Annotated in this window: 20 protein-coding genes; 11 read left to right on the top strand and 9 right to left on the bottom strand. The window is 66.6% G+C overall.

Annotated features, from left to right (window positions below):
• Nucleotides 1-2: 2 nt before the first annotated feature.
• Nucleotides 3-875: a DUF4231 domain-containing protein gene (locus GA0070607_RS34220; protein ID WP_157743314.1), complete on the bottom strand. Its 873-nt coding sequence runs from the start codon at nt 873-875 to the stop codon at nt 3-5.
• A gap of 255 nt (nt 876-1,130) precedes the next feature.
• Between GA0070607_RS34220 and GA0070607_RS32630 the strand changes: the two genes are divergently transcribed.
• The 4 genes from GA0070607_RS32630 to GA0070607_RS29995 all read left to right on the top strand — a co-directional run bounded on the left by GA0070607_RS32630 (nt 1,131) and on the right by GA0070607_RS29995 (nt 5,338).
• Entirely contained in the window at nt 1,131-2,345 is a 1,215-nt protein-coding gene (locus tag GA0070607_RS32630) for a hypothetical protein (RefSeq protein WP_157743313.1), read from the top strand.
• A 253-nt stretch (nt 2,346-2,598) separates the two neighbouring features.
• Complete coding sequence (locus GA0070607_RS30000) at nt 2,599-3,789, top strand: helix-turn-helix domain-containing protein (RefSeq protein ID WP_089022190.1); 1,191 nt, start codon at nt 2,599-2,601, stop codon at nt 3,787-3,789.
• A gap of 129 nt (nt 3,790-3,918) precedes the next feature.
• A complete protein-coding gene (locus GA0070607_RS32865; RefSeq protein ID WP_172899130.1) occupies nt 3,919-4,086 on the top strand; it encodes a hypothetical protein in 168 nt (55 codons plus the stop codon).
• Nucleotides 4,076-5,338, top strand: coding sequence for a helix-turn-helix domain-containing protein (locus GA0070607_RS29995; protein WP_089021206.1), 1,263 nt, complete (start codon nt 4,076-4,078; stop codon nt 5,336-5,338). The genes GA0070607_RS32865 and GA0070607_RS29995 overlap by 11 nt, the downstream gene beginning before the upstream one ends.
• A 72-nt stretch (nt 5,339-5,410) precedes the next feature.
• Here the strand turns inward: GA0070607_RS29995 and GA0070607_RS29990 are convergent, their stop codons facing one another.
• Nucleotides 5,411-5,836 (bottom strand): HflX-like GTP-binding protein, encoded by a 426-nt coding sequence (locus tag GA0070607_RS29990; RefSeq protein ID WP_157743312.1) that lies wholly within the window; start codon nt 5,834-5,836, stop codon nt 5,411-5,413.
• A gap of 62 nt (nt 5,837-5,898) precedes the next feature.
• Complete coding sequence (locus GA0070607_RS29985; RefSeq protein ID WP_089021204.1) at nt 5,899-6,375, bottom strand: hypothetical protein; 477 nt, start codon at nt 6,373-6,375, stop codon at nt 5,899-5,901.
• Between the two features lie 295 nt (nt 6,376-6,670).
• On the opposite strand from GA0070607_RS29985, the gene GA0070607_RS29980 reads away from it, so the two are divergent.
• The 4 genes from GA0070607_RS29980 to GA0070607_RS29965 all read left to right on the top strand — a co-directional run bounded on the left by GA0070607_RS29980 (nt 6,671) and on the right by GA0070607_RS29965 (nt 8,676).
• Nucleotides 6,671-7,054, top strand: coding sequence for a VOC family protein (locus tag GA0070607_RS29980; RefSeq protein ID WP_231930518.1), 384 nt, complete (start codon nt 6,671-6,673; stop codon nt 7,052-7,054).
• 101 nt (nt 7,055-7,155) lie between these two features.
• A complete protein-coding gene (locus tag GA0070607_RS29975; protein WP_089021203.1) occupies nt 7,156-7,599 on the top strand; it encodes a DUF5990 family protein in 444 nt (147 codons plus the stop codon).
• The gene (locus tag GA0070607_RS33910; RefSeq protein WP_197701189.1) at nt 7,535-7,969 is read left to right on the top strand and encodes a VOC family protein; all 435 of its coding nucleotides are present in this window, start codon (nt 7,535-7,537) and stop codon (nt 7,967-7,969) included. Before GA0070607_RS29975 ends, GA0070607_RS33910 begins: the two co-directional genes overlap by 65 nt.
• Nucleotides 7,970-8,025: 56 nt before the next feature.
• Complete coding sequence (locus GA0070607_RS29965; protein ID WP_089021202.1) at nt 8,026-8,676, top strand: TMEM175 family protein; 651 nt, start codon at nt 8,026-8,028, stop codon at nt 8,674-8,676.
• A gap of 122 nt (nt 8,677-8,798) precedes the next feature.
• On the opposite strand, the gene GA0070607_RS29960 is transcribed toward GA0070607_RS29965, so the two are convergent.
• On the bottom strand, nt 8,799-9,404 hold the full coding sequence (locus GA0070607_RS29960) for an isochorismatase family protein (RefSeq protein WP_089021201.1): 606 nt from the start codon (nt 9,402-9,404) through the stop codon (nt 8,799-8,801).
• 108 nt (nt 9,405-9,512) lie between these two features.
• Nucleotides 9,513-10,232 (bottom strand): DsbA family oxidoreductase, encoded by a 720-nt coding sequence (locus GA0070607_RS29955; protein ID WP_089021200.1) that lies wholly within the window; start codon nt 10,230-10,232, stop codon nt 9,513-9,515.
• 115 nt (nt 10,233-10,347) lie between these two features.
• Between GA0070607_RS29955 and GA0070607_RS29950 the strand changes: the two genes are divergently transcribed.
• Entirely contained in the window at nt 10,348-10,776 is a 429-nt protein-coding gene (locus GA0070607_RS29950; RefSeq protein WP_089021199.1) for a winged helix-turn-helix transcriptional regulator, read from the top strand.
• Between the two features lie 78 nt (nt 10,777-10,854).
• Nucleotides 10,855-11,490: a DUF6518 family protein gene (locus tag GA0070607_RS29945; protein ID WP_089021198.1), complete on the top strand. Its 636-nt coding sequence runs from the start codon at nt 10,855-10,857 to the stop codon at nt 11,488-11,490.
• Nucleotides 11,491-11,624: 134 nt separating this feature from the next.
• Here the strand turns inward: GA0070607_RS29945 and GA0070607_RS29940 are convergent, their stop codons facing one another.
• The 4 genes from GA0070607_RS29940 to GA0070607_RS29925 all read right to left on the bottom strand — a co-directional run bounded on the left by GA0070607_RS29940 (nt 11,625) and on the right by GA0070607_RS29925 (nt 15,294).
• The gene (locus GA0070607_RS29940; RefSeq protein WP_408630856.1) at nt 11,625-12,626 is read right to left on the bottom strand and encodes an RNA polymerase subunit sigma-70; all 1,002 of its coding nucleotides are present in this window, start codon (nt 12,624-12,626) and stop codon (nt 11,625-11,627) included.
• A gap of 254 nt (nt 12,627-12,880) precedes the next feature.
• Nucleotides 12,881-13,618, bottom strand: a complete 738-nt coding sequence (locus tag GA0070607_RS32625) for a hypothetical protein (protein ID WP_157743311.1) — start codon at nt 13,616-13,618, stop codon at nt 12,881-12,883.
• Nucleotides 13,619-14,019: 401 nt separating this feature from the next.
• Nucleotides 14,020-14,721 (bottom strand): DUF4396 domain-containing protein, encoded by a 702-nt coding sequence (locus GA0070607_RS29930; RefSeq protein ID WP_089021195.1) that lies wholly within the window; start codon nt 14,719-14,721, stop codon nt 14,020-14,022.
• A gap of 198 nt (nt 14,722-14,919) precedes the next feature.
• A complete protein-coding gene (locus GA0070607_RS29925; RefSeq protein WP_089021194.1) occupies nt 14,920-15,294 on the bottom strand; it encodes a VOC family protein in 375 nt (124 codons plus the stop codon).
• Nucleotides 15,295-15,551: 257 nt separating this feature from the next.
• On the opposite strand from GA0070607_RS29925, the gene GA0070607_RS29920 reads away from it, so the two are divergent.
• Entirely contained in the window at nt 15,552-16,061 is a 510-nt protein-coding gene (locus tag GA0070607_RS29920; RefSeq protein ID WP_089021193.1) for a hypothetical protein, read from the top strand.
• The last annotated feature ends 13 nt before the right edge of the window (nt 16,062-16,074 follow it).

Genomic DNA, 16,074 nt, shown 5'->3' with positions numbered 1-16,074 from the left:
CCTCAGCGCCGCCGCGCTCGCCACATCGTATGCTCTCTCGAAATCGCTGTCTCGGCATCGTTTACAAGCCGGGAGAACTTGGATTCCGAGTTGGCTTGCACCGCGATTGATCCAATGGCAGCGAGCTCCTGGCTCGCTAAGGCGTAGGCGATGGCCGTGCTGTCGTATTGCCTTGTTTGCATATAGGCGACACCTGCAGCAATTGCGGCAGCGGCGATGCCAAGTAGATCGACTGTTGTGAGTCCAGCAACGCGCAACACTGCAAGGACTACGCCAGCTATCTCTAGTACGAGTAGTGCCACCGACCAGCTTTTGGCTCTCGCTCGGTGCCAACTGCACTGGTTGGCATACCAAACCCTCTGCCCTTCCAGTCGACCGTTGACGTAGGATACTCGACGCACCTGGAAGGACGACAAGCGCAGAGCACGCATTTGGCCAGTGATTTGTTGGCCAGTTGCCGCCGGGGCCGCGAGTCCGGCTGAAACCATGTCGTCCGCCATGGCTAACAAGCGACTAGTAAAATCCTCAGCGCACTCTCGTTCACCCCGTGAGCGGGGGAAAGGGTCCGCTGCAACTGCGTAGCGCCACGACAAGGACTTGACCGACTCGGACAAGGCTCGACCTGAATACCACCGCTGATTCGGACGATTGGTAAGCAGGAATACTTCGACAGCTGAGGCGGTGGCAAAACAACAGGCGGCAACCAGGGCGCCTAATGCCAATCTGTTAATGTTCCAACTGACCGCTCCAGTTGCAGCCGCCAGCAGTAGCAGCAACAGCCGTAGTTCAGACAGCCTCAGAAATACCTTTTTTCCCACCTGAGACTCGCGGGACACGGCCCGCTGGAACGGCGGGAAGTCTTCAGCCTCTAACACGTCATAGCCTTCCTGAAGGGGCGGCCCGCTAGTCCTACTTGAACGGGTTCGTAGCAAATAGTGCCGGGTTGGCCCTGAAATAGCTGTGTTGCGGCGGCTCGGTCGTCCTTGATTGCAACTTTTCGAACCTCCGTTCGAACATTATCCGAACGGACGTTCGAGTATGGTGGCGCCCGTGTCATTTCTTTGTCAGTTGCCCCTTGTTGGCCCTTGTGGCGCGTGTTGATCAAGGGAGTGTGAAGTTACCATCTGCGCATGACATCGGTCGAGGATGAGCCGCTCATCTCTGCAACCACAGCCCTGAACGGCGCGACAACACCTGGCGAGGCGTCCGGCACCGAGCGTCGCAAACGACGAACGCGGCCGGTGCCGCCTATCACGTTCGATGAGGCGCTCACGCTCGGACATGCAATACAGGAGCATGCCGCTGGGCAAAGGGTTCGCCGCCTAACATTGTTTGAGAACATGAAGCGTGAAGCGGATAGCATGGCTAGTCGCGCGATCATTACCGGCTCGTTCCAATATGGAATCACGGTTGGTAGCTATAAGTCCGAACACCTGGAACTGACGCCCGATGGAGCTACCGCAACCTCGTCCGATACGCCTCCACCCGAGCGTTTCGCCGCGCAATTTAAGCTTGCAATCGAGAAGAACGAGGCCTTTCGGAAGCTGTACGAAAATTTTAAGGGAAATCGCCTACCCACTGCTTCTGTTCTCAAAGATTATGTACTCAGTCAAGGTATAGATAAGGATTTCGCAAACGAATGCGTTGAAACCTTCGTTGTTAACGCGAAATTCCTAGGGTTGCTTCGAACGATAGCTGGTGCCGAGCGGCTGCTCACAAGAGAGCACGTTCTCGAAGACATGGACAAGTTCTCACTCGCCGTGTCTCAGCGTGTACCTCAAGTCATCGAAGGTACCGTCGCTTCGGATACCGTACGCGTGGCGTCAGTAGTGGACGTGCAAGTGCGCGACTCGATGTCTGACACTTGCTTCTACATTGCGCCCATTGGGCAACCAGAATCGGAGGAGCGGCAGCATTCCGATTTGTTCATGGGGTCATTGGTGGAGCCGGCCCTGCAAGAGTTTGGAATGAAACTTGTCCGTGCTGACCAGATCACTGATCCTGGCCTCATCTCGAAACAAGTGATTGAATACATAGTTCGTGCGCCGCTGGTAATTGCTGATCTCTCCTATCACAATCCCAATGTTTTTTATGAACTCGCGTTGAGGCACGCTGTACGTAAGCCAATTGTGCAGCTAAGTAGGGTCGCGGATCGACTGCCGTTCGATGTGAGGGAATTCCGTACCGTGCAGATAGATACAACTTCGATCTATACGCTTGTGCCTCGGTTGGACACGTACCGGACTGAGATTGCCTCGCAGATCAGAATGTCGATGGAGTCACATGATCAGGGGGAAAATCCTCTCACAATCTTCTATCCGGGTTTCTGGTCTAGTGAGCAGTGAATTGGCTAAAAGGTAGGCGTCTGCTTCGCCCGGAAGTTTTGCACAAATTGGCGATCGGGTTGTTGTGGTGTGGTGGATTCCGACCAGTTCGGGCCGGTCATGGTCGCCAAGGTGGCGCACCGGAGTGCGGTACATGTGGTACAGCCGGGTACTTGGAGTCACCGCTGGGGGGCCCTACCGGTGTACCGTCCACCCATGCGGGATAGGGGTCCGCGGCCGCTATCCCAGTCTTCTAATGGGAGCGGGCGAAGGCATGGTCAAGAAGCCGGACACCATCGGTTCCAGGATCCGGTACTGGCGGATGCGCCGCGGCGGGATGACTCAGGCCGTCCTCGCCGGGCTCGCTGGGGTCACCCAGTCCTACGTGTCGCAGGTCGAGTCGGGCAGGAAGACGATCGACCGCCGATCCACTCTGGTCGCTCTCGCTGCCGCGCTCCAGCTCACGGTGGCGGACCTGCTCGGCCAGGGCACAGAGTCCGGCGATCCTGCCCGCGAGGCCGCCGCCGAGTGCGTACCGGCGATCTGGTCGGCCCTGATCGAGATCGAGGACGGCGAACGCCGCCCGCCGACCTACACCGAGGACCGTCTGGCCGCCGAGATCGCCCGCAGCGACCAGCTCCGCAACTCGTGCAACTACCCGGCAATGGCTCGCCTGCTCCCCGGCCTGCTGCTCGAAGCCGCCGCCGTGGGTGGGGCCACGCTGGTTCAGGTCGCCTACCAAGCCTCCACCTGCCTCCGGCACCTCGGATACCGACACCTGGCGCTCAATGCCGCTCGGGTATCCGTGTTGGCTGCTGAGGACGTCGAAGATCGCGCATGGATCGGGGCATCTCGGTTTGCGTACGTGCAGAGCCTGCCAATCGAGGCGGCGCGGTTGGCTGCCGGAGCTGCCGACCGATCGCTGGCGGAGCTTCAGGGAAACGCATCCGACGTCCGGGTCAGGCAAATGCTCGGCCAACTGCACCTCACGGCTGCGCTCGCCTCCACGGTAGATGGTCGACCGGATGATGCTCACCACCATCTCGCGGAGGCGACGCGGGAGGCGGCGAGTTTGGGAGATCCCGCTGACGGTGGCGGCTTCAACGATTGTTGCTTTGGGCCGACCAACGTAGGGCTCTGGAAGATGTCCATCGCAGCGGAGCAAGGCGAGTCCGGCAAGGTGATCGAGCTGTCACGGACGGTACGACCACAGGTGCTGGTGGCATCTAATCGCCGGATGTCCTACTGGCTCGATGTTGGCCGAGCGCTGGCCGACGGCGGTCGCCGGGACACGGAGGCTCTCGCCGCGTTTGTGCAGGCTGAGCGCGCGGCACCGATCCCGTTCGCCATCAACCCCCTTGCCCGCGATGCCGTGGTGACGCTGGCACAGCGCGCCCGGCGCCGCGCCATCCCCGACGAGCTGCGGTTACTCGCCGGCCGCATCGGCATCAACCTGGCCGTATAACTGCCAGTAATTCCGCCATCACTGACCGGCTCTAGTGTCCGTTTTGGGCCGCACTCGCGTCCCGTAGGCCATGTGCGGCGGTGATTGGTTCTGAGCATCGCCGCTGGGTCTCTTCAGGAGGAGGCGGGGATGAGCGGTCGGGACGACAGCGCTCCGGACAACAGCGGCGAGCAGTCGGAGGCGGCCGAGCGGGAGGCAGCCAAGCAACGCCTCCTGGCTCAGGCGGAGGCGGAGCGCGTACCGGTGGAGGACACGACCCGCGCGGTCCCGGACCGGCGGTGGCGGCGTGACCAGTGATGACCTGCCGATCGGCCGCCGCGTCGCGCGGTGGCGGGTGCGGCGGTCGATGACCCAGCAGATGCTCGCCGACCGGCTGCGCAGGTCGAAGAGCTGGGTGGACAAGGTCGAGCGGGGCGTCCGCACCCTGGACCGGTACTCGGTGATCCAGGAGCTGGCCCACGTGCTGCGGGTCGACCCGGAGGTGCTGCTCGGCCAGCCGCGGAGCACCCCGACCGGCACGCCGGACGGGGTGGACGACATCCGGGCAGCGCTCGCCCGCTACGACACCCCGCAAGCCCCAGCCCAGACGCCGGAAGAGCTGCGACGGCAGATCGGGCACGCCTGGTTGACCTACCAGCACGCGCACTACCCGCAGTTGGTGCGCCTGCTGCCGGGCCTGCTCGACGCCGCCCAGGGCGCACAGTCAGCGGAGCTGCTGGTGCAGGCGTACCGGATCACCTCGTCCCTGCTGGTGAAGCTCGGCGACGCCGACCTCGGGTGGCTGGCCGCCGACCGGGCGATGGCCGCCGCCGGCGACGAGCCGGTGCTCGCGGCGACGGCGGCCGTGTCGGTCGGGCAGGCGCTGCGCGCGTCGGGCCGGGACCGCCTGGCTCTCGCCGCAACGCTCACCGCCGCCAACCGCATGGGCACACCACCCACCCGCCCAGCCCTCTTCCCGCTCGGTGATCATGAGGTTGGCGGGCTGTGTAGAGATCAAACCCCCCGTCAACCTCATGATCACCGAGGCGGTGGCGCACCCAGGCCGCAGCGGGCGGCGGGGGAGTGGGCCGTGGGTGGGACGCTGCTGCTCCAGGCCGCCCTGGCCGCCGCCGGCTGCGGCGACCCCCGCCGCGCCGAGGAGCTGACCGACCGGGCCGCCGGGATCGCCGCCCAACTCCGGGGGTACGACGACCAGCACCGCACCGGCTTCGGGCCGACCGCCGTCGACCTCGCGCGGGTGGTGGTGGCGGTCTTGCGGGGCGATGCCGGCGAGGCGGTGCGGCGGCACGTCACGGTGATTCGGCGGGAGGCGTGGCGGCGGTTGCCGGCCGAGTACCGGGGCGCGTACCTGGTCGATGCCGCGCGGGCGTACCTCCAGGTGGGTGACCTGCGCGGCGCCGCTCGGGCCCTTGTGGACGCGGACAGTGTCGCGCCGGCCGAGGTCCGGTGCCGGCCGTTGGCGCGTACCGTGATCGCCGAAGTCGCCCGGGGTCACCCGGCGCCGGCCGGCGTGGCGCGCCTGGCGACGCTGGTCGGCCTCACCCGCTGACCCTTCGCACACGGGACCTGGCCGCTCGGCGACTCCACGTTGAGCGTGTTGCAGACGTGAGGTGATGTCGCACTACCGTCGGCGTGTGGGTCGCTGGCCGCGGTCGGCGCGACGCTGAGACTGGGTAGGGGTGGTCAGGTGATGCGCGGACGGGTCGAGGTCGGCCTGGGTCAGCACCGGGCGCCCGAGGCGTGTCGACAGCCATCGGCGCTGGTAGCCGCTCAGGCCGTTGATGAAGACGACGGCGTCGACGTTTCTGCTCGAACAGGTCGTGGCGATCTCGTCCAGCTTTCCCGGACCGATGAGAAACCGACGCGACAATGGCGCGGACATCAGTCGTACCCCACCATCGGAGACGCCCCTGCGCTGGACGAACCGGTCCAGCACCTGGCCTCCCAGTGCGGTTACCTGCGCCTCCAGCGCGTCCAGGCGATCCTGGTAATCGCGGTCCTTCGCCGAGAACAGGCCCACCAGGACCACCGAGCGGATGACGGTCACCCGGACAGCATCCCAGGGCAGCTGTTCCACACCACGGAATATTCGGCCGGGCGGCAGCGGGTCTAGGTGTGCATGAGGTTGAGGAAGCCCGCGGCGTCCGGGAACGGCCTGTCCGTGGCGAACTCACCTATGTAGATGACAGCCTCCTCGTCCTGGGCGTAGGAGTAGCCGTCCAGGGCCACGCCGATCACGAGGATGTTGCCGTCACGTCGCCAGGCCGCGTACCGCCGCGAGTACCGACCGATGGTGAGGTGCCGGCCTTCGGTGCGGACGTCGCAATCCGGTGGGCCGAGCTGTTCGGCGAACCGCTCGATGGCAGCGTCGATGTGCGCCTTGAACTCCTCGCGGCCGGCCGGCCGGCTCGACCAGCCGGGCAGCGAGCCCCAGAAGTCGTCCGGCCACAACTCGCCGCCGACGTCGTAGGAATGGGCGAACGGCAGGTAGAGGCAGTGGTCGCCGTAGACGGCGTGACCGGCGGTGGTGACGAGGCGAGCTTCGTCGGTCGGTACGTCGTCGTCAGACCAGCCGAGACCGCGCATCGCCCTGTCGGTAAGAGCCCGATCGTTCCACTGTAGGTCTGCCAACCCGATGATGTGACCGGCCAATTCCGGGTCGACAGGGCACCAGGCGACGTGGCTTTCGATGACCGTCTCGTCCTCGCCGCGCTCCGGCTGATGATCTTCCGACACGGCTCAGGATTCTCCCGACGCCGGCACCGCCCGCGCAAGCGCGGGCCGGGGGTTGCTCTTCGGGTCAGCCCGCTGGAGGAGGCCGCCGCCGGATCTCGGGTGCTCTTGGCACGACATGGTCGCGTTCATAGGGCAGGCTACTGGCATGAGGTCGCGAACCAGTGGCATGTGGTGGGGAACGACGATCGAGGCACCGGACCCCAGCGGTCTGGCCAGGTTCTACGCCGAGCTTCTCGGGTGGCATATCGGACACGAGGAGCCTGGAACAGCCATCGTCGCCGCCTCCCCGCAAGGGCCCTTCTTCGTGTTCCAACAGGCGGATGGCTACCGGACGCCGGTCTGGCCCCCGGTCGACAGGGAACAGCGCCCGATGATGCACTTCGACTTCCAGGTCGGCGACCTGGACTCGGCCGTCGCAGACGCGGTCGCCTTGGGAGCCACAGTGGCGGAGTTCCAGCCGCAGCAGAACGTCCGGGTGATGTTCGACCCCGCCGGGCACCCCTTCTGCCTGTGCTTCGACCAGGCATGAACGGCTAGGCCCGACGCGGACCGACGTCTGGCCCGGCCAGGAGAATCCGAACCGTCACTCCCTTGGCCAACGTTCGTGGTCGCGTTACTAGAGTCGGTGGGATGCGGATCCGGATCGACGGCAGCGACCTCCCGGGGCGGCGCGCCGGTGCGGAAGCCGACGCGCTGCGGCTCGGCAACGTGCACGTCGGGGTCCAGCGCAAGGCCGAGGTGGTCGACCAGGTGCCCGCCGACGCGGCGACGGCGACCTGGTGCTTCGAGGTGTCCAGCCGGGAGATCGACGGGATGCTGGATGTCGGAGGGCCGTGGGTGCAGGGGCGCCCCGGAGCCCGGTTTCTCTATCTGAGCTGGGGCGCGGTGACCGATGACGGCTTCGCGATGTTCCGACGCGCGAAGTTGATGTTCACTGACATCCCGACAGAGCTGCTGCGCGCCGCACACGAGGACCGCGGGACCCTGGTCGGCAGCCTCGGATTGACCGATGCCAGCGGCGGACCGCTGTGCGCCCGGGTGCGCCCTCCCGCCATTGCCTGGTCGGTGGAGTGACTGCCGCACGGCGACGTACGGGCTGCGGGGGTCGGGCCCGGCCCGTCTGAGGTCCCTGGTGAGCAGATCTCGGATCTGTTGGACGGGCGGCATACTCTGGGCAGTCCGGACCGTCGAGGATGTTCCGGCCCGCCAGATGTCGCCCACCGTGGTGTTCATCCAGGTGCCCGAGGGCAAGACCGTGAAGAACCGGCTCCACCTCGACGTCAGCCCGATCGACGGCAGCACGGAGGACGAGGTGACCAGACTGCTCGGCCTCGGCGCCACCAGGACCGATGTGGGTCAGGGCGCAGGCCGGAGCTGGGTGGTCATGGCAGACCCGGAGGGCAACGAGTTCTGCGTCCTGCGCACCCTGGCGCCGCAGAGCTAGGCCGCGACGGGCTGCGGGCGAGCCCGGCGGGAGTAGACAAACAGCATAATTGGGGCATGCTTTCGAGAAGCGACACCCCGCGGCTCGCGCGTCGTCCGGGCCGGCTGGTGGCCTTCAGCGACGCTGTGTTCGCCATCGCGGTGACGCTTCTCGTGCTGGAGATCCAGCCGCCGGAGGACTTCGGGCATCTCCTGCGGGGCCTCGGGGCGTTGTGGTCGTCGTACCTGGCGTACGCGCTGAGCTTCCTGCTCATCGGGCAGGTGTGGGTCAATCACCACGTCATGTTCGACCGTGTCCGGCACGTCGACCGTGCGGTCCTGTTCCTCAACACGTTGCTCCTGATGGTCATCGCGTTCCTGCCGTTCTCCACCTCGCTGCTCGCCGGCGCGTTGCGCGCGGAGCAGGGCCTACGGACGGCAGTCGTCGTCTACGGCGCCACACTGTGGACGGCGGCAGCCCTGTTCAACGTCACCTGGGCTCATCTCCGCCGTGCGAAACTGCTGTACCCCGGTCTCGGCCCCTTCGGTGTTCGGGCAATCGGTCGCCGATTCGCGCTCGCGCTGATCTGGATCGGCTCCGGGGTCCTCGTCGGCGTGTTCGTGCCGATCGCGGGCGTCGTCATCATCGCCGGCTTCCTCCCCGCCTACTACCTACCCATCCCCGGCGAGTACGGCGAGGACCAGAAGGCCAGCGACCTGCGCGACTGAACGGTCCGTTGGGCCGCGGTCGCCGAAGAAGTTGGAGTCCGGCGGCTGATCATTCGCCGCCCTGAAGCGGGCCCGGCGCAAGCTGCGCGCAGCCTGCGGTCGGGCCCGCTGGGGCGCCCCGCCTACTTCGCCAACCCGAATCCACCGAGTACGGTCTTGAAGTTGTCGGCCAGGATCTGACGAATCTGCTGGCCGTGCGGAGTGGCCCAGTCCTTGGCGAGTTCGCCGAGGACCGCGGCGGTGGTGGTCAGGGTGACGCCGGCCTGCGTCATGCGCAGTCGCGCCACCTCCTCGGAGATCTGGAACACCGATCCTCCGGCGTCGAGGACCGCGTAGACGTCGTATCCGGCCCGCTTGGCGCTGAGCGCGGTGTAGATCAGGCAGCCGTCGTTGGTGGTGCCGGCCATGATCAAGGTCCGACGGCCGGTGGCCTCGACGGCCCGTACGAAGTCCGGGTCGTCCCAGGAGTCGATGATGCCGGTGCGCTTGATCCGGTTCGCGTAGGCCTCCGGGTTGATCTCCTCCAGTCCGGGCATCCACCAGTCCTGGTTGTCATCCTCGGTGCTGCTGGTCCAGACGTTCGGGATGTCGAGGACCTTTGCTGCCTTCACCAGGGTGATGCTGTTCAACTTGGCGACGTCGGGCGACTGGGTCTTGATGAACCCCATCGAGATGACCTGGTGGTCGATCAGGATCAGAGCACTGTCCTGTGCCTGTAGATCTGACATGGCTGTTAACTCCAATTCGGGATGGCGAACCCTCGTGGGTCCGTGTCTGCTGCCCCGAGCGGTCTGCCCGGGTTGATAGCGGGGAATCCGTCGCCTGGGGCGTGCGGCTCAGATGGTGCGGTCAGGCACCGCGCACCCGTCCGGGGCGCAGATGCCCTCGGCGTCGGCGACAACCGGCAGCGGTTGCGGAGCGGGATGACTCTCGTCCCACGCCTTGACCATGACCGCGAGCAGGTCGTCGAGGCCGATCGCCCCGGGCACAGCGAAGCGGCCGTCGAACACGAGGAACGGTGCACCTCGGGCGCCGAGGCGCTGTGCCTCGCGCTGGTCGGCCGCCACGCGGGCCCGGTAGCGGCGGCTGCGCAGGGCCTCGGCGGCCCCGGCGCGGTCCAGACCCACCTCGGCGGCGAAGTCGAGGACCTCCTCGGTCGTCCACAGCTTGCGGGCGTGCCCGAAGTGCGCCCGGAACATGGCCGTCCAGACCTCGTTGCCGCGTCCCTGGTCGGTCGCGTAGGCGAGCAGCTCGTGGGCGAAATCGGTCGGGCCGAGCGTGCGGTCGACCGCGCGGTAGGGGGTCAGGCCCTCCGCCTTGGCGGCCCGTTCGATCGGTCGCAGGACCTGATCCACGGTCGTCGCGGGGGCCCCGGCCATCGTGATCAGCTCCCGTTGGCTGACACCCTCACGGGGCAGGTCGGGATGTAGCTGGAACGACCGGTGGATCACCTGCACCTCGTCGCCGTGCTCGAACCGGTCCAGGGCCTGGTGGAGCCGGTGATCCATCAGCCCGCAGTACGGGCAGACGATGTCCGACCAGAACTCGATCTTCATGGCACTCCTCCTCGTTTCTCACTTCCTGTTCGTAGCCCCATGATGCATTAGAATCGGAGAGCCACAAAAGGTACATTCATGTGCGTGGCGACCGGCTGACGGAAGGGGTGGTGGTATGAGTGGCGAGGATCTTCGACGGAGGCGCACTAACGTCCGGGCGAACGTCCGGAGCGCGCCGGGGCCCTGTGCGCACTGGAACGACGAAGACGCCGACTTCATCCGCGAGGTCCTGGACCTCGTCGGCGACAAGTGGAGCGTTCTGATCATCGGTACGCTTGCCGACGGCCCCATTCGCTACTCGAACCTGGGCGACGCGATCCCCGGCATCTCCCAGCGCATGCTCACGCTGACCCTGAGGCACCTGCAGCGCACGGGCCTCGTCACCCGGACCTCCTACCCCGAGGTCCCGCCCCGCGTCGAGTACGCCCTCACCGACCTCGGCACGTCACTGCTCTCCACCGTGCTGGCCCTGGCCGCCTGGTCCGCCGACCACCACGTCGAGATCCGCCGCCACCAGACGAAGTACGACAACGACGCCACCTAGATCCGGCCCCTGTCGGACCGGTCGCGCAGACGAGAGGCCGACCAGGTGAGCAGGGCATACTCGGTATGCTCTGCGGCCATGCGACCTGGTGACCGTACGGTGGCGCTCGCCTCCGTGGTGGGTGGCTTCCTGCTCGGCTTCCTCGACTTCTGCTGGATCAAGTGGCTGCCGTTCCCCATCGCCGAACTCGGCAACTCCACCGCGACCTGGGCGGTCGCCGCCTTCTTCTTCGGCTACCGGGTGCGGTCCGGGCGGCTGCGCTCGGCAGTCGGCGCCGCCGTCCTGCTCGTCGTCGCGGTGCCCAGCTACTACCTCGCGGCCGCACTCCTGCAAGGCGACGACCTCGCGGTGCTCTGGGCACCGTCGTCGCTGGTCTGGATGTTTTTCGGGGTGCTCGCCGGAGTGGTCTTCGGCACCGGCGGGACCTGGGCGCGCGGAGCGGGATGGCGGCAGGTCGTCGGGATCGCGCTCCCGGTCGCCGTGTTCTTCGAGGAGGCGGCCCGGTTCGCCGGCAAGGCGACCGACCCCAACTACACAGCCGGCGCGTGGTGGAACGTGGCCATCGACCTCGCGCTGGGCCTGCTGATCGTGGTCCGGACCGGCGGGTCGCATCATCGCCGGGCGCTCGCCGTCGCGGTGGCCGTGCCACTGGCCGCCGCGATTCTGGTCAGCTTCGCGGTGGCCGGCGGGACCCTCTCGTCGTCCGGTTGGTAGGGACTCGGCGCTCGATCATCAGACTCGCCGACCAGTACCCATTGCGGGATCGTCAATCGGTTCGGGTGCGGTGTGCGACGGCCCCGGTGTCCTTCATGCTGTTCATGTCGACCTGGTCAGCGTCCACACCGGCACTACCGCGTGCCGTCCGCCGGCAGGCGCTCCGGCAGCCCGAGCCGCGGGAACTGGTCGTCGTGGAAGGTGACGATCTCGGTGATGGCTCCGCCGGTGATGCGCAGAACGTCGATCGTCAGCGGGAGGTACGCGTGCTCCTGCTCCCGCCAGAGGTAGAAGGCGACGGCGGGCTGCCGGTTCACTGAGGTGGCGACGGTGCGCAGGGCCCCCAGGCTCTCGAAGCCGTCCTTGATCCAGTCGTTCACCACGGCGTCGCGACCGACGTACAGGCCCGGCGTGGGCGGCATCGAGCACCGGACGTCGTCCCGCAGCAGTGCGGCGATGCCGTCGATGTCCTTGGCCACGCTGGCCTCGGTGAAGCGGCGTACCAGCTCGCGCGTCGCGGCGTCCTCCTCGCCGCCGGTCCAGTCCTGCCGCTCGGCGGGCAGGTGCTCCCGCATGCCGGCGCGGGCCCGCTGCAGCGCGCTGTTCACCGAGTTGACGGAGTCCCCGAGGAGCTCCGCGACGTCCTTCGCCGGCCAGCCGAGCAGGTCCCGCAGGATCAGCACGGCCCGCGGGCGCGGCGCGAGGTGCTGGACCGCGACCAGGTACGCCAGCTCGATCGTCTCCCGCGCGACGGCTACCGTCTCCGGCTCGTCCGCGTCGCCCGCGGGCAGCTCGTCGAGCAGCCGATCCGGGTAGGGCTGCAGCCACAGCACCTCGCCGCCGGTCGCGGGCGCCGGGCGGCGCTTGGCGAGCAGGTCCAGGCAGGCGTTGGTGGCGATCCGGTACAGCCAGGCGCGGAACGTCGACCGCCCCTCGAAGGTCTCCCGCCGCCGCCAGGCACGAAGGAACGTCTCCTGCACTGTGTCCTCGGCATCCTCGAACGACCCGAGCATCCGGTAGCAGTGCACGTGCAGCTCCCGCCGGTGCCGCTGCGCCAGCCCCGAGAACGCCGGCTCGTCGACCTCGCCCAGGCCGCTCACGCCCAGCTCCTCCAGCCGCATGTCCGCACTCATCACGTCATCCTTCCGCCTCGTCGTGTCCCTCCGTAGGTGTGACGGGTGCGGCCGCGACAACTCATCACCGGGGTCGGTCCTGATCCAGTGACGGTCCGTCGGCTGTGCTGATGGGCTGGGGTGATCGTCAAGGCCCCGAGCAGGACGATGGCCTCCCCGTCAAAGACAATGCGAGCGCTCACGCGATGCACCGTCGCGGACGAGCCAGGAGGCCATCGTTATCAGTCTGCGAGACAGGTTGAACCGACAAGGCTGACCTATTCGATGAACACCTTCACGGAGTCGGCAAGCCCGTCGTTTCGATTGATGCCGACGAAGAATTCGCTCCCCACATGGGTAACGTCTTCGATCTCGTCGGTCAAGTTGTTCCCCGGAACTCCGATGTCGCTCTCCACATCGCCTCCCGACCAGTTGTACTGGTATACCCAGTTCCACCCGGTAGCGGGCGTTGAGGTGTTGATTGACTTGGTGTTCCAAACATAGTTCTCAGAGCAGTCAATACCTTGGTCGGAACGATTATCGTGACTCGTCAGGTTGCTCTTCACCTGCGTCCAGCCACTAGTAAGCGCACCGGCGCCAGGATGGGTCCACAGGCTTCCCAACCGTCGGGCAGCATATTTGCCGGCTCCGCCGGCAGCCGTCGCGCTGTAGCAGAGGCCGCTGATGTTGCCTATCGGTAGACGCACTTCCCCGCGTGCGCCAAAAGATCCGTCGGCGTTCAGGCGCACGACTGTCACCTTGTCGCTCAGAAACGCGGATTGGCTCCCTTGGGTCGCAATCAAGGCCGGGCCCTGGCCCAGATAGTTCGCATTGTAGGCGAGGTCGTTACCGTGGCCGAGTGTGGGAATGGAGGTTGGCGTCCCGGCGCAGACCCAGCTGGTGCCGTCCCAGGTTGAGCCGTCGCGCAACCACCTGGACAGGACGGGCTCCGCGCCGGCTGCCTTTGTGAAAACGATGTAGAGCTGGCCGCCTGGCCCTGCCACCATGCCCTGCATGACAGTGCGACCCGCCTTGCACGCACTGCTGTTCGGGATGTTCAGCCGTTCCGCCCCGCTCCTGTTCGTGGCAGCGGAGGCGGACGCTGCCGGGGCAACAGCGATTCCAATTGAGAGTGCGAGCACGGACGCGACGCTTGATAGTTTCTTCACTTCGCTGTCTCTCCTCCAGGGGTAAGGAGAGAGCAGCCTATCAGTTGATGTCAACTTGTCTATGTCGCGTTGTTATGGTAGCGAGCTGCGCTTCGCATACTGCTTCGCCTCGATGATTCGCGCCGGGGGTCCGCTCTTTCCGACCGGCAGCGCTCATCGCCCGCCCATCCGGGGCGAGTACGGCGAGGACGACAGGGCCACCGACCGGCGCGGCTGAACCGAGCCCGAGAGCCCGAACACCGCCTCACCTATTTGTAGGGAAGCCGGTGCGGTTCGATCCTGACCCCTCGGCGAAGCTGCCAGGAGGCGATCGGCCACGCCGCGACGAAGCCGGCTATCAGTCCTATCTGGCCCGCGAACCAGAATGTCGGGTTGTCGGGCCGCATGGTCGGCTCTGGAAAGACGATGTGATGCGCAAGCGCCAGCCAGGCGAACAGCGCGAGCTCGAAGGCGGTGATGGTCAACAGTTCGGCCTTGACGACGGTCGACAGTGCCGGCCAGATCCTCGTGACGGTGCGACCCTCCGCGCCGAAGTATCGGAAGAGAACAGCTATCGCCACCGCCGCCACATAGTCGCCGGCGTAACTGACCCACAGCGTCTCCTGACCCACGTCGGACCCGATGACGTACAGGACAACCTCGGCAACGATGAAGCCGAGAGCGCAGTGGGCGCCGCAGCGAGACACGTTGGTGGCGACAACGCCCCGCCGGGGCCGTCGGAGCATCTCCCCGTGCCGCGGTCGCGAAAATGCCTCAGGCCTACCCCAGTTCCAGTAGAGCCGGACTGCCGCCGGGCCGATGTAGAGGACGGTCACCAGCCAGACGATCTCCATGATCTTGACGGGCTGACGATGCCCGCGAAGATAGGTGTCGGCAACGACGATCGCGACGCTGACGACGCCAACGGCCAGCGACGTCCACGACAGCGCCAGGAGCCAGGTTGGCTGCATACATCGCCCCTTCCGCACGCTGGGCGCCGATGCGCCGCCCGAAGCCGGACGTGGGGGACCGCTGGCCGGTGTGAAACGACCGAGGGCACCTCGGAGTGTTTCATGGCGTACTCGTCCGGATCGTGAAAATCGGTTCGTCAGGGCCGGTCCCGGCGAGGCGTTCCCACCGAGGCCGGCCCCGACCCGTTCGCGGACCGGCTACAGGTACGGCCGCGTGATGATCTCGATGGCGTGCCCGGCCGGGTCGAAGAAGTAGAACCCGCGCCCGCCGTGCTCGGTGTTGGTCTCGCCCTCCCGCTTCATCTGCGGGTCGGCCCAGTAGGTGATGCCGCGCTCCTGGATGCGCGCCAGGCACCGCGCGAACAGCTCGTCATCGACGAGGAACGCGTAGTGCTGCATCTGGATGTCCACCGGCGGCTCGGCGAACTGGAGCAGCACACCTTCGTCGAGCAGGACGTTGGCGAACGGCCCCCACGAGGGCGCCTCCGGCAGCTCGAACAGCTCCCGGTAGAACGCGGCCGACGCGTTCCTGTCCTTCGTGGCGATGATGGTGTGGTTGAACGTGACTGCCATGCGTACCGTCTTCCCGGTCGATCCGACGACCCGACCGGAAGCCCGTGGCGTCCACCAACCGCACCGATGACAAAGCCCCGGAGGCGCCGACGCCCCGGACTCCGCGCGAGACACACGTCCGTCGTGTTGATCTCGGCGTGGCGGCTGAAGTAGCCACAACCTCCGGGGGGTAGGCCCATCTGGGGCGCGCCGGAAGGTTAACACGGGCGTCGTCAATGAGTTGATCACGGTCCGGGCATCGGCTAGCGTACCCGTCCGTGAAGCGTTCTCGTGTTGCCTCTGCCCTGTTGATCCTTGCCGCCACGACGGCTCTCGCCGCCTGCGGTGAGGCAGACAAGACGACGACGGCGGCAGGGTCCCCGTCGCCCGCTCCCACGTCCGCCGCCCCGACCTCGGCCGCCTCCTCTGTCGCCGCCACGCCGACCGCGCCCGCCGCCGGCGGCGTGAGCGACAAGAAGCTGTGCGAGTCGGCGAAGAAGGCCGGGGACGACATGAAGGCGGTCTTGATCGCCGTCGCGAAGGCCGGTGAGCCGTCGGCCGCGGACTACAAGAAGATCCTGACCGAGCTCAACCAGAAGGTCGTCGACGTGGCCGCGACCGGTGGCGACAGCAAGGTCTCCGCCGCCCTGCGGGAGTTCGGCGCCGAGGCGACCAAGGCAGCGGCGGCGTCGGACCCGGCGGCCGCCGCCGACAACCCGGCCTTCCTGAAGGCCGGCGCGGACATCACCGCCGCGTGCAAGGCGGCCGGCGTCAGCGTGATCTTCTGACCGTCGCCGCTCA

Source organism: Micromonospora coriariae, from assembly GCF_900091455.1.
Classification (GTDB): domain Bacteria; phylum Actinomycetota; class Actinomycetes; order Mycobacteriales; family Micromonosporaceae; genus Micromonospora; species Micromonospora coriariae.
Note: the sequence above shows the minus strand (reverse complement) of the source record. Positions and strands in the feature narration are given on the sequence as shown.

Excerpts from the sequence above, each read along its gene's own strand:
- GA0070607_RS29925 (WP_089021194.1), bottom strand. The coding sequence starts at position 15,294 with ATGGCAGTCACGTTCAACCACACCATCATCGCCACGAAGGACAGGAAC.
- GA0070607_RS32625 (WP_157743311.1), bottom strand. The coding sequence starts at position 13,618 with ATGCAGGGCATGGTGGCAGGGCCAGGCGGCCAGCTCTACATCGTTTTC.
- GA0070607_RS29930 (WP_089021195.1), bottom strand. The coding sequence starts at position 14,721 with ATGCAGCCAACCTGGCTCCTGGCGCTGTCGTGGACGTCGCTGGCCGTT.
- GA0070607_RS29965 (WP_089021202.1), top strand. The coding sequence starts at position 8,026 with ATGCTTTCGAGAAGCGACACCCCGCGGCTCGCGCGTCGTCCGGGCCGG.
- GA0070607_RS29980 (WP_231930518.1), top strand. The coding sequence starts at position 6,671 with ATGAGGTCGCGAACCAGTGGCATGTGGTGGGGAACGACGATCGAGGCA.
- GA0070607_RS29955 (WP_089021200.1), bottom strand. The coding sequence starts at position 10,232 with ATGAAGATCGAGTTCTGGTCGGACATCGTCTGCCCGTACTGCGGGCTG.
- GA0070607_RS29945 (WP_089021198.1), top strand. The coding sequence starts at position 10,855 with ATGCGACCTGGTGACCGTACGGTGGCGCTCGCCTCCGTGGTGGGTGGC.
- GA0070607_RS33910 (WP_197701189.1), top strand. The coding sequence starts at position 7,535 with ATGCCAGCGGCGGACCGCTGTGCGCCCGGGTGCGCCCTCCCGCCATTG.
- GA0070607_RS29950 (WP_089021199.1), top strand. The coding sequence starts at position 10,348 with ATGAGTGGCGAGGATCTTCGACGGAGGCGCACTAACGTCCGGGCGAAC.
- GA0070607_RS30000 (WP_089022190.1), top strand. The coding sequence starts at position 2,599 with ATGGTCAAGAAGCCGGACACCATCGGTTCCAGGATCCGGTACTGGCGG.
- GA0070607_RS29985 (WP_089021204.1), bottom strand. The coding sequence starts at position 6,375 with ATGCGCGGTCTCGGCTGGTCTGACGACGACGTACCGACCGACGAAGCT.
- GA0070607_RS32865 (WP_172899130.1), top strand. The coding sequence starts at position 3,919 with ATGAGCGGTCGGGACGACAGCGCTCCGGACAACAGCGGCGAGCAGTCG.
- GA0070607_RS29960 (WP_089021201.1), bottom strand. The coding sequence starts at position 9,404 with ATGTCAGATCTACAGGCACAGGACAGTGCTCTGATCCTGATCGACCAC.
- GA0070607_RS29975 (WP_089021203.1), top strand. The coding sequence starts at position 7,156 with ATGCGGATCCGGATCGACGGCAGCGACCTCCCGGGGCGGCGCGCCGGT.
- GA0070607_RS32630 (WP_157743313.1), top strand. The coding sequence starts at position 1,131 with ATGACATCGGTCGAGGATGAGCCGCTCATCTCTGCAACCACAGCCCTG.